Annotated in this window: 11 protein-coding genes; 9 read left to right on the top strand and 2 right to left on the bottom strand. The window is 61.5% G+C overall.

The features are described from left to right. Positions 1 to 85: 85 nt before the first annotated feature. Positions 86 to 868 carry an ABC transporter ATP-binding protein gene (locus RUW20_RS18060; protein ID WP_313953612.1) on the bottom strand — a complete coding sequence of 261 codons (783 nt, stop codon included), beginning with the start codon at positions 866 to 868 and terminating at the stop codon, positions 86 to 88. Next, positions 865 to 2,826 carry an AMP-binding protein gene (locus RUW20_RS18055; RefSeq protein WP_313953611.1) on the bottom strand — a complete coding sequence of 654 codons (1,962 nt, stop codon included), beginning with the start codon at positions 2,824 to 2,826 and terminating at the stop codon, positions 865 to 867. The genes RUW20_RS18060 and RUW20_RS18055 overlap by 4 nt, the downstream gene beginning before the upstream one ends. Positions 2,827 to 3,096: 270 nt before the next feature. Here RUW20_RS18055 and RUW20_RS18050 point away from each other — a divergent pair, with 270 nt between their 5' ends. The 9 genes from RUW20_RS18050 to RUW20_RS18010 all read left to right on the top strand — a co-directional run. Continuing rightward, the gene (locus RUW20_RS18050) at positions 3,097 to 3,753 is read left to right on the top strand and encodes a Crp/Fnr family transcriptional regulator (protein ID WP_409559389.1); all 657 of its coding nucleotides are present in this window, start codon (positions 3,097 to 3,099) and stop codon (positions 3,751 to 3,753) included. A gap of 210 nt (positions 3,754 to 3,963) precedes the next feature. After that, on the top strand, positions 3,964 to 4,284 hold the full coding sequence (locus RUW20_RS18045; protein WP_313953609.1) for a DUF485 domain-containing protein: 321 nt from the start codon (positions 3,964 to 3,966) through the stop codon (positions 4,282 to 4,284). Further along, a complete protein-coding gene (locus RUW20_RS18040; RefSeq protein ID WP_313953608.1) occupies positions 4,281 to 5,945 on the top strand; it encodes a cation acetate symporter in 1,665 nt (554 codons plus the stop codon). The genes RUW20_RS18045 and RUW20_RS18040 overlap by 4 nt, the downstream gene beginning before the upstream one ends. 212 nt (positions 5,946 to 6,157) lie before the next feature. Beyond that, positions 6,158 to 7,504, top strand: a complete 1,347-nt coding sequence (locus RUW20_RS18035) for a carbonic anhydrase family protein (protein WP_313953607.1) — start codon at positions 6,158 to 6,160, stop codon at positions 7,502 to 7,504. 199 nt (positions 7,505 to 7,703) lie between these two features. Beyond that, on the top strand, positions 7,704 to 8,723 hold the full coding sequence (locus tag RUW20_RS18030; RefSeq protein WP_313953624.1) for a YcjF family protein: 1,020 nt from the start codon (positions 7,704 to 7,706) through the stop codon (positions 8,721 to 8,723). Positions 8,724 to 8,780: 57 nt separating this feature from the next. Then, positions 8,781 to 10,334: a protein adenylyltransferase SelO gene (locus RUW20_RS18025; RefSeq protein WP_313953606.1), complete on the top strand. Its 1,554-nt coding sequence runs from the start codon at positions 8,781 to 8,783 to the stop codon at positions 10,332 to 10,334. A gap of 72 nt (positions 10,335 to 10,406) precedes the next feature. Continuing rightward, positions 10,407 to 10,664 carry a TIGR02647 family protein gene (locus RUW20_RS18020; RefSeq protein ID WP_313953605.1) on the top strand — a complete coding sequence of 86 codons (258 nt, stop codon included), beginning with the start codon at positions 10,407 to 10,409 and terminating at the stop codon, positions 10,662 to 10,664. 178 nt (positions 10,665 to 10,842) lie between these two features. Further along, positions 10,843 to 11,442, top strand: coding sequence for a hypothetical protein (locus tag RUW20_RS18015; RefSeq protein WP_313953604.1), 600 nt, complete (start codon positions 10,843 to 10,845; stop codon positions 11,440 to 11,442). 75 nt (positions 11,443 to 11,517) lie between these two features. Beyond that, the coding region (locus RUW20_RS18010) for a patatin-like phospholipase family protein (protein WP_409559388.1) at positions 11,518 to 12,002 on the top strand (485 nt) is incomplete at its 3' end.

Raw genomic sequence — 12,002 nt, 5'->3', positions numbered from 1 at the left:
AAACCGAGCGCCACCAGTGAGTACAGCATGCCGGCCATCAGGCCACCGATCAATGTTTCCAGGAAGAAACCCATCGCTTCACTCCTCAGTGGCTGGCGCCAAGATAGGCGCTGATGACATCCGGATTGGCACGGACCTCGTCCGGATCGCCGTCACCGATCTTCTTGCCATAATCGAGAACGACCACCCGGTCGGAAATGTCCATCACCACCGCCATGTCGTGCTCAATCAGGACGATGGTCGTCCCGAACTGATCATTGAGGTCGAGGATGAAGCGACACATGTCCTGTTTTTCCTCGACGTTCATCCCGGCCATCGGCTCGTCGAGCAGCAGGATGCTCGGCTCCATGGCCAGCGCCCGACCCAGGTCGACGCGCTTCTGCAGACCGTAAGGCAGGCGGCCAACCGGCGTCTTGCGAATATGCTGGATTTCGAGAAAGTCGATCACCTCCTCAACCTTGGCGCGATGCGCCAGCTCCTCGCGGCGAGCGGGGCCCCACCACAACGCCTGCTGAATCAGGTTGCTCTGAATCTTGAGGTTGCGCCCGGTCATCAGATTGTCGATGACGTTCATTCCCTTGAACAGGGCGATGTTCTGGAAAGTCCGCGAGATACCGGCCTTGGCAGCCTTGTAAGGGTTCATCTTGCTGAAGTGCTGACCACGCAGGATGATTTCCCCTTGCTGTGGCCGATAGACACCGTTGATGACGTTGAGCATCGAACTCTTGCCGGCGCCGTTCGGGCCGATAATCGCGCGGATCTCGTGTTCGCGAACGTCGAAGGAAATGTCGGTCAGCGCATTGACGCCACCAAAGGACAGCGAGACCTTCTTCAGGTCGAGAACCACGTCTCCGATCTGCCGACTCATGCCGCCTCCCTCCCGGCAACGCCGAAAGTCTTCAGGTCGCGGATCACCAGATCGGCGGCCACCTTGCCTTGCCGTCCATCCTCGAACTTCACCGCCGTTTCGATGAACTGGCTGTCCTTGCCGCCGTACAGGGCGTCGATCAGCACGCCATATTTCTCGGCGACGAAACCACGACGCACCTTGCGCGTACGAGTCAATTCGTCATCGTCGGGATCGAGTTCCTTGTGCAGGATCAGGAAACGATGGATCTGCGAATCGGCCAGCAAGCCTTCCCCCACCAGCTCGCCATTGATCTGTTCTATCGATTCCTGGATCAGGCCATAAACCTCCTCCTTGGCGGCCAGATCGGTATAACCCGAATAGGCGATGCCACGCCGCTCGGCCCAGTTGCCAACGGCACCGATGTCGATGTTGATAAAGGCACAAACCATTTCGCGGCGGTCGCCAAAAACCACCGCTTCCTTGACGTAGGGGAAGAACTTGAGCTTGTTCTCGATGTAGTTGGGTGCGAACATCGCGCCATTGGCCATCTTGCCGACGTCCTTGGCACGATCGATGATTTTGAGATGTCCTTCATCGTCGAAGATGCCCGCGTCGCCGGTCATGAAATATCCGTCGGCGTTGATCGCTTCGGCCGTCGCGTCGGGCCGCTTGTAATACTCCTTGAGCAACATTGGGCCCTTGACCAGGATCTCGCCGTTGTCGGCGATCTTCACCTCGACCCCTGGCGCCGGCTTGCCAACACTGTCGAACTTGATCTCGCCGTCGGGTTGCAGGCAGACGTAGGCACAGGTCTCGGTCTGCCCATACAACTGCTTCAGGTTGATGCCGATCGAGCGATAGAAACGGAACAGGTCCGGCCCGATCGCCGCCCCGGCGGTGTAGGCGACACGCACGCGGCTCATCCCCAGGACGTTTTTCAGCGGCCCAAAGACGAAGAAATTACCCAGTGCATAGAGCACACGATCGGCAGTGGACACCGGCTTGCCGTCAAGGATCTCGGCGCCGCTTCGGCGAGCGACCGCCATGAAATAGTGAAACATCTTCTGCTTGATGGCGCTGGCGTCCTCCATGCGGATCATCACTTGCGTCAGCAGATTTTCGAAGACGCGCGGCGGCGCGAAGTAATAGGTCGGGCCAATCTCGCGCAAGTCGTTCATCACCGTCTCGGCTGACTCGGGGCAGTTGATCGTGAAGCCGGTGACCATCGCCTGCGCAAACGAAAACAGATGGTCGCCAACCCAGGCCATTGGCAGGTACGAGAGGATGTCTTCCTCGGCCGTCAGATGATCGAATTCGACTCCCCCGCGAGCCGCGCTGATGAAAGCGTTATGCGTCAGGCGTACGCCTTTCGGCTTGCCCGTCGTGCCCGAGGTGTACAGCATGACGCTCACATCGTCCGTGCTGCCGGTGGCAATCGCGGTGGCGAGCAGATCGGGATGGTTGCGGTTGTGAATCCGCCCCATCTCCATCAACTCGCGGACGTCGTGGATGAAGGGCTGCGTGTAATGGCGCATGCCGCGCGGATTGTCGTAGAAGAGGTGCTTGAGCTGCGGCAACTGCTCCTGCAACTCGAGCACCTTGTCGACCTGTTCCTGATCTTCGACGAAGAGAAAGCGGATTTCGGCGTCGACCAGGACGAACAGCATTTCGTTGGCCACCGCGTCCTGGTAGAGCGGCACGGGCACGCCGCCGAGGCTTTGTACGGCGGTCATCATCATGTACATGCGAGGACGGTTGTCGCCGACGATGGCCACGTTCTCGCCGCGCCGGAAACCCATTTCGGCAAGGCCGCAGGCCAGCGCGCGCACCTCGTCGGCGACACCCTGCCAGGTCCAGCACTGCCAGATGCCGAGATCCTTCTCGCGCATTGCCGCTTTGCCACCACGAACCCGAGCATGGTTCAAGAGCAAGCGCGGAAAAGTATCCAGCGCTTGCGACGACGCAGTTTCCGGCATCTTGTCTCCTCCGGTGCATTGACCGTCTAAGCCCCGACGGCACGCTTTTATGTCTTATTGGTACTACATGGTGCTACGCGATTCTAGTCTTTTTTTTTCGACAGCAATTGTGCATCGCCGCATCGCCTAGGGTATTGCGATCAGCCGTACGGCCACATCAAGATTAGCCTGCGCAGGAGTCTATGTCGGCCGGCGCTTGGGAATTGTCGTCCGTGCGACAATTCCACATATCTTCTAACCGTGGACCGACGAATGCAGGACCTCGACGAAATGCTTCACGCCTCTTGCTGGGCACGGCAATTGTCCACAGACGAACTCGACCAGGTCAAGCGCGACATCGTCGTGCGCACCGTCCCCGCCGGCGGCTACGTGTGCATGAAGGGCGAAACGGTCGAGCACTGGACGGGGGTCATCAATGGGCTGGTCAAGATGGCCAGCAACTGGAGTACCGGCAAGGCCACCAGCTTCGTCGGCCTGTCGGATGGCAGCTGGTTCGGCGAGGGTTCATTGCTGAAGGACGAACCGCGTCGCTACGACGTCATCGCGCTGCGCGAGTCGCGCATCGCCTACATGAAGCGCAGCCGATTCCAACAGCTGCTCGACTGCAGCATCCCCTTCAATCGTTTCCTGCTGATCCAGATCAACGAGCGCCTGGGACAGTTCATCGGCATCATCGAGTACGAACGCCTGCTCGATACCGACGCCCGGCTCGCCCGCTGTCTGGCCTCGATGTTCAATCCGCTGCTCTACCCCGGCAGCAGCCTCCAACTGCGCATCTCGCAGGAAGAGATCGGTTTGCTCGCCGGCGTCTCGCGCCAGCGGGTCAACCAGGCGCTGCAGACCCTCGAACACGCTGGGCTGCTTCGCGCCGATTACGGCATCCTCACCATCCTCGACCTTGACGGACTGCGCAATTTCGGCGAGTAGCGCATGGCGAGTGGCGCAGAACTTGCCAAACAAAGTCTGGCCGGCACTTGAAGTGCCGTCGTAACAATAAACGCCTGCCAAAAAGGCCACATTGAACACGCCCCTGATCTGGGTTAGTATTCGACGCCCCGAGGGGAGTGGTCTTGTCAACACTTGTGAAATTGGTCCCAGAACTTTTCTTAGCAAGACAAAACAGGAGGATAGGCAAACATGAGTAGTGTGATTTATGAGCGACTTCGGCGTAATCCGAAGTTCGACGAACTGGTCCAGAAGCGCGGAAGCTTCGCGTGGACCCTGGCAGCCATTGTGCTGATCATCTTCTATGGCTTCTTCATGCTGATCGCCTTTAGCCCCAAGATGCTCGGGCAACCGATCGCCGAGGGATCGATGTGGGCCATCGGCTATACCGTCGAATTGGTCATGTTCGTCTTTTTCTGGCTGCTGACCTTCGTCTACGTCCGCCGTGCCAACGGCGAGTTTGACGATCTGACCGCCGAAATCATCAAAGAAGCGCAGAAGGAGACCAAATGATCAAGCGATTTACCACGGCACTCGCCCTGCTGGCGTTGTCCGGCATGGCCGCGGCCGCCGGACCTGCCCTGCAGGGCGACATCCAGACACAGCCGACCAACTGGCACGCGATCATCATGTTCATCATCTTCGTGACGATGACCATGGGGATCACCTACTGGGCGGCCGGCCGCACCAAGTCCACGGCCGACTTCTACACCGCCGGCGGTGGCATCACCGGCTTCCAGAACGGTCTGGCCATCGCCGGCGACTACATGTCGGCGGCGACCCTGCTCGGACTGACGGCGATGACCTTCAGCCGCGGCTACGACGCCTACATCTACATGATGGCGTTCTTCGCCGGCTGGCCGATCATCCTCTTCCTGATGGCCGAACGGCTGCGCAACCTGGGCCGCTTCACCTTCTCGGACATCACCTCGTACCGCCTCGACCCGTCCGTACGGACGATGGCCGCGCTGTCGTCGCTGGTGGTGGTGGTCTTCTACCTGATCGCGCAGATGGTCGGCGCCGGGCAGCTGATCAAGCTGCTCTTCGGCCTCGAGTACAACGTGGCGATCTTCGCCGTCGGCATCCTGATGATGGTCTATGTCACCGTCGGTGGCATGGTGGCGACGACCTGGGTGCAGATCATCAAGGCCTGCCTGCTGCTCTTCGGCGGTACGCTGGTGCTGATCCTCGGCTTCTCGCAGTTCGGCTTCTCGCTGACCACCCTGCTGCAAAAGGTAACGGCGGTCCATAAGCTCGGCACCTCGATCATGGCGCCGGGCAGCCTGCTCTCCGATCCGGTGACGGCGCTCTCGCTCGGTCTCGGCCTGATGTTCGGTACCGCCGGTCTGCCGCACATCCTGATGCGCTTCTTCACCGTCGGCAACGCCAAGGAAGCCCGCAAGTCGGTGCTCTACGCTTCCGGCTTCGTCGGCTTCTTCTTCAACGTCATCTTCCTGATGGGTCTGGTTGCTGTTCTGCTGGTCGGTCAGGATCCGCAGTACTTCGAGGGCGGTGACATCAAGGGTGCGCTGATCGGCGGCGGCAATATGGTCGCCATGCACCTGGCCCATGCGGTTGGCGGCAACCTGCTGCTCGGCTTCCTGGCGGCGGTCGCTTTCGCCACCATTCTGGCCGTCGTCTCGGGCCTGGCCCTGGCCGGCGCTTCGGCAATCGCGCACGACATCTATGCGCGCGTGATCCGGAAAGGCGAATGCACCGACAAGGAAGAGATCAAGGTTTCGCGGATGGCTACCATCTTCCTCGGCATCCTGGCCATCATCCTGGGTATCATGTTCGAGAAGATGAACATCGCGTTCATGGTCGGCCTCGCCTTTGGCGTCGCTGCCGCGGCCAACTTCCCGGTCCTGATCCTCTCGATGTACTGGAAGGGCCTGACCACTCGCGGTGCGCTGTGGGGCGGTTACAGCGGCGTCACTTCCGCGGTGCTCTTCGTCGTCTTTTCGAAGTCGGTGTGGGTGGACGTGCTGCATAACGCAGCGCCCTTGTTCCCCTACACCCAGCCGGCGTTGTTCGCGATGCCCATCGCGTTCCTCTGCGCGTATGTCTTCTCGGTCACGGACAGCAGTGCCCGTGCCACCAAAGAGCGCGAAGCGTTCGAAGACCAGTACGTGCGTGCCCAGACAGGTTTTGGTGCTTCCGGCGCCAGCCACTAGGTAATCGCTCACGCAATGCAACCCTGGCGGCGCCACAAGCCCGCCAGGGTTTTTTTTGCCTCGGATTCCGTCGGCGCGCAGAGAAAACTGGCAGGCCGATGGCGATCTCGGCTAAAGTTTCGGATCCACTTTCCGTAAACGACATGATGCGCTGCACGAACTACGGGGGTCCCCTCATGCATCCGGACATCAGGCTTCTTGCCATCTGCCTTGTGGCACTCTTGCCCGCAACGGCTTGCGCAGCCTGGCAGCTCATCTCCGCCGAACCGGGCAGGCGGGTCGAGATCGATCGCGATACCATCCAGAGCGTCGCCAACGGAAAAACCGAGGCGCATGGACGGATCATTCTCGAAATGCCGATCGTCGACCCAAAGACCTCGGCGTCTTACCGCATCGTGGAGGCTGTCAACCGCTACGATTGCGCCGCACGCAGCTACACGACCCTGAAGCGGATCTATTTCAAGGACGAAGGCCAGCCACTCCGCGAAGAGGAGGTTCGTGTGCAAATCGAAATGCCGGTGCGTTCGGGAATGCTCGACGCCAAGCTGCTACGCGAAGTCTGCCGACCGAAACCAGGTAACGAGGCAGTGATGGCGGCGAGAGAAACCGCGGACCGGGTCAGCGAGGCAGCCGGCGAACTACGCAAGGCCAATGAAGCGTTGATCCAGAAGGAAGTCAGGCGCGCCAACCTGCGCACGCCGGCGGCCGAGAACTCACCACCCGCGGCAGCGCCGGCCGCCGTGGCCAAGTCGGCGACACCAAATCATCCCTCGCCACACCCCGTAACGCTAGCTGCAGCGCGGGTGACGCACCCGCCAACCCGATCGCCAGCAGCCCCCATCATCGACAACCACGACGTCATGGCTGCTGCCTATGCGCATGCCGACATCAACTGGTCTTACGAGGGGGAAGGCAGGCCCGAGAACTGGGGCAAACTCAAGCCGGAGTATGCGACCTGTGCCAGCGGCGTGCGTCAATCACCGATCGATATTCGCGACGGCTTTGGTGTCGATCTGGAACCGATTCAGTTCGCCTATCGGCCATCGGAGTTTCGCGTCATAGACAACGGTCACACCATCAAGGTCGAGGTCGGCGGTAGTAACTTCAGCCTGCTTGGCAAGAGCTACGATCTGGTCCAGTTCCATTTCCATCGTCCGTCCGAGGAGCGAGTGAACGGCCAGTCGTTCGACATGGTGATCCACCTGGTTCACAAGTCCGAGGATGGCAAGATCGCGGTCGTCGCCCTGCTGCTCGAACAAGGGATGGAGAACCCCGTCATCCAGACCGTCTGGAACTACCTGCCACTTGAAAAGAACCGCTATGTGGTACCGCCGGAGCAGGCCATCAACGTCGCCCAGTTGTTACCGGAGGACCGCCGTTACTATACCTACATGGGTTCCCTGACCACACCGCCCTGCACCGAAGACGTGCTCTGGCTGGTGCTCAAGCAGACCCAGCAGCTTTCGCCCGACCAGCTGAAAATATTCTCGCGGCTCTACCCGTACAACGCCCGGCCTGTGCAACCCAAGCACTCAAGAATGATCAAGGAGTCGCGCTGATCGATACGGCAAGCTGAGCATCGCTCAAGTCGGCGGCGTCTAACGCGACATCGCCACCTGCGGCACGGTCGCCTGAGGCGCGTGGCAGCAGCCCTGGACGTACTCGGGCGCTTGCCCACTTTCTGAGCGCCTCCGGGGCGTCGACCCGTATCTCGTGGATTGCTTGTGGCGAGGAACTTGTCGATACTCGCCGTGCCCAATCGCATCGCCCCCGGAGAGAAAGCAGATGAACGACCACGAGCAGCAGGCCATCCTCACCCTCAGCCTGATGGCCGCCTTCGCCGACGGCGGCAAGGGCGACACCGAACGTGCGGAGATCACGCGTATCGCCGATGCGCTGGCCGGCGAAGGAGCGATCAATCTTGCGTCGCTCTATCAGGATGTGCTGCTCAAGCGTGTCTCGATGCCTTCGGCAGTGGCTGCGCTAACGACACCCGAGGTACGGCAGCTGGCCTTTGAAATGGCGGTCTGTGTGTGCGATGCCGACGGCGTGCAATCAGCAGGCGAAAAGGCTTTTCTCGGCGACCTGCGTAGCGCCTTGGCGCTCGACGTGCAACAGTCGGAAGCCTATAGCCAGCAAGCGGAAGCGATCGCCGCGTTACCGCTAGAAACGGTGGCAACGGTTGAAACCAGCCTCGGCAGGACCGCGGCAAGCGCGGCGGGTGTCGCGGCGGCAAGCGCCGCCGGGCACGGATCGACGATGAGCGAGGCCGAGATGGACAAAGCCATCCTCAACGCCGCCATCCTCAACGGCGCCCTGGAACTACTCCCGGAATCGCTGTCAACGATGGCGATCATTCCTCTGCAGATGAAGCTGGTCTATCGCATCGGCAAGTCCTACAGCTTCGAACTCGATCGTGGGCACATCAAGGACTTTCTCGCTACCATCGGTGTCGGGCTGACCTCGCAGTTCCTCGAACAGGCCGGGCGCAAGCTGCTCGGAGGCCTGCTCGGCAAGCTCGGCGGCGGCTTGCTGCGCGGTCTTGGCAAGCAGGCGGTAAGCTCGGGAATGAGCTTTGCCAGTACCTATGCCCTCGGTCACGTCGCCCGCCGCTACTACGCTGACGGCCGTAGCCTGTCGACGCAGATGCTTCGCGAGGCCTTCGACGGACTACTCGGTGAGGCCAGGGGCTTGCACAGCCGCTATCTGCCCGAGATGCAGGCCAAGGCCGGCTCGCTTGACAGCGCGCAGATCGTCGAACTGGTCAGACGGGGCTGATTGGGTGAGGACTCTCTGGCTGCCATCTCACCCCCACCGGCGCGCCGTCGGCCGCTGATGCTGCGTTTCGATAACCGCTTCGTTCGTGAGTTGCCGGGTGAGGCCGCGCGACCAAACGCGCCGCGGCAGGTCTTCGGCGCCTGCTGGTCGCCGGTGACACCGACGCCAGTGGCTGCACCGACCCTGCTCGCCCATTCACGCGAGGTCGCGGCCACCCTCGATCTCGACGATGCCGCCATGGCGACGCCGGCAATGCTCGACGCGCTGTCCGGCAATGCCTTGTTGCCCGGCATGGTCGCCTACGCGACCTGCTACGGCGGCCATCAATTCGGACAATGGGCCGGACAACTCGGCGATGGTCGGGCGATCCTGCTCGGCGAAGCGATCAATCAGCACGGGCAGCGCTTCGAGCTGCAGCTCAAGGGCGCCGGCCCAACGCCGTATGCGCGACGGGCAGACGGGCGCGCCGTGTTGCGTTCCTCCCTGCGCGAGTTCCTGTGCAGCGAGGCGATGCATCACCTGGGCGTTCCGACCACCCGCGCGCTGAGCCTGGTCGGTACCGGCGAATCGGTCGTGCGCGACATGTTCTACGATGGACATCCGGTCGCCGAACCCGGCGCGGTGGTCTGCCGTGTCGCCCCTTCCTTTACCCGCTTCGGGCATTTTGAATTGCTGGCGGCGCGCGGCGAACGAGAACTGCTGCAGCAACTGGTCGACTTCACCATCGCGCGGGACTTCCCGGAGTTGGTCATCGAACCCGAGCGACGCCTGGCCGCGTGGTTCACCGAAGTCTGCGAGCGCACCGCCCGGCTGATGGCACATTGGCTGCGCGTCGGCTTCGTGCATGGCGTGATGAATACCGACAACATGTCGATTCTCGGCCTGACCATCGACTATGGCCCCTATGGCTGGGTCGACAATTTCGATCCCGGCTGGACGCCGAACACCACCGATGCCTCGAGCCGGCGCTACTGCCTTGCCCGGCAGCCAGCGATCGCCCGTTGGAATCTCGAACGACTGGCCGACGCCCTGGTCACACTGGCGCCGAAAGCCGACGACCTGGCGATCGGCCTCGAACGTTACGATGAAGTCTATTCGAGCGCGTTTTGCACTGCGTTTTCCGGCAAGCTGGGCTTTCGTCGCTGGACTGGCGACGACGCCGAGTTGCTCGAAGATCTGTTCGAACTGATGCGGCTGTCGGAGATCGACATGACCGATTTCTTCCGCCGGCTCGCCCAGCTGGACATCGACAATCCGGACGGGGCGCTCTTCCAGGAGTCCTTCTACCGCGAAGAACTCCGGCAGCAGTTTTCCACCGATTTCTCCCACTGGCTGACGCGCTACGCCGCGCGAGCGCGGCAAGACGGTCAAGCCGCAGAAGCACGTCGCGCCCGCATGAACCAGGTCAACCCACGCTTCGTACTGCGCAACTACCTCGCCCAGCAGGCCATCGACCGCGCCGAACAGGGCGGCACTGAAATGATTCATCAGCTCTTGAACGTTCTCCGTCGCCCTTATGACGAGCAGCCAGGCAGAGAGGCGTTCAGTGCCAGGCGGCCCGACTGGGCGCGGCACAAGGCCGGCTGTTCGATGCTCTCGTGCAGTTCCTGACGGTGCGACGCGCAGGTCGCGGTAGAATGTCGCGCCGGCATCAACAGTAATTTCAACGCAGAAGGACTCGCCATGCCTTTCACACCCGATCTGGTCAATGAACTCAACACCCTGGTTCTCTTCGATCTGGCAAGCACCCAGCAGGGGATCAAGATCCACAAGACGGCTGATCCACAAATCATCGCGGCCACCCAGCGGCTGCATGGCAAAGGGCTGATAACACAAGTCGATGGCGGCTATCTCACCAGCCTGGGACGGGACGCCACCGAACACGCGCAAGCCGCCCTGACCATTCTCACCTCCGTCCCTGTAGCAGTCACCAAGGCGTAGCTCCGGCGACATTCATCGCGCCACCCGCGCCAGGGCTCGTGGCCACTGGCTCACTTGGTCGACTGGCCAAGGCCTCCGTGTACAATCGGCACCCTGATCGTAGCAGCCATCCGGCCGTCTGGCGCTTGATCACGCCAGCACCACCATTCGGGATCACCCCCCCGGAAAGTGCGCACAAATGACTTCGACCACCAGTACCTGGCGATATCTCCTCGTGAGCATTCTGGCCTTGCTGGCGGCATCGTGTGCGACGACGAATGAACAGCCGAAAGGCGACACCAGCAAGGACCAGCAACGCCACGCCCTGCTCGACTTGCGTGACAAGACGGTAGCCGAGTGGATCGTCAGCAAGCCCGCAGTCAGGGACGAAATCGCCAGCGCCGTGGGCTATGGCGTTTTTGCTTCAACGCAGTACAACGTCGTTCTGCTGGTGATGGGCGACGGTGCGGGGGTGCTGACAGACAACAAGACCGGCAAGCCAACCTACATGAAGATGGTGCGCGTCGGCAGGGGCGCCGGGGTCGGTGACAAGGGTTTCCGGCAATTGCTCGTCTTCAAGAACCGGGACTTGTTTGATACATTCCGCGCGGTCGGTGCAGACGTCACCGCATCGGGTGATGCCACGTTCAAGCCTGCCACCGGCAAGGGATTGCTTCTCGATGGCAATGTCTCGTTAAATCCGATGTTGTCGATCTATCAGATGACCGACACCGGGGTAGTTCTGCAGGCCAACCGGGGAGGTGTCGCTTACCTTCCTGACGCGGAGCTGAACCGATAAGCGTAAGGAAAGTCATGCTGGCCGCGTTGCGGCTGAGGCAAAATTTCGCTGGCTGCTGCCGGCAAGGAGTGGGGAGTGGGACGAAGTGAAGTAGGTTCGGCCAGCGGGGGAACACCGTGGCGCATGCTGATTGTCGCCGGAATGCTGTTTTCCGCCGCTTGCGCCGCTGCGGCGCAAGCGGCGACCGCAGATCATGCCCGGCCACGGGTCGGCCTGGTCCTCGGTGGCGGTGGCGCACGCGGTGCGGCCCATATCGGGGTCCTCGAGGTACTCGAGAAACTGCGCGTGCCGGTCGACTGCGTCGCCGGCACCAGCATGGGGGCGCTGGTTGCCGGCGTTTACGCCAGCGGCGTGGCACCGGCCACGATGCGCGACAAGCTGGCGGCAGCCGACTGGGACGACCTCTTCCGCGATGATCCGCCTCTGAACGAGCAGAATTTTCGCAAGAAGGTAGTCGACAAGCGCTTCCTGCCCGGTTCGGAGACCGGAGTCGGTCCGCAAGGCGTCAAGGGTCAGCCAGGTATCGTCATGGGACAGAAAATCAAGCTGTTCTTCAACGC

Origin of the sequence: Accumulibacter sp. (genome assembly GCF_032229525.1) — a bacterium.
Classification (GTDB): Bacteria; Pseudomonadota; Gammaproteobacteria; order Burkholderiales; family Rhodocyclaceae; genus Accumulibacter.
This window is presented reverse-complemented; position numbering and strand designations above follow the sequence as displayed.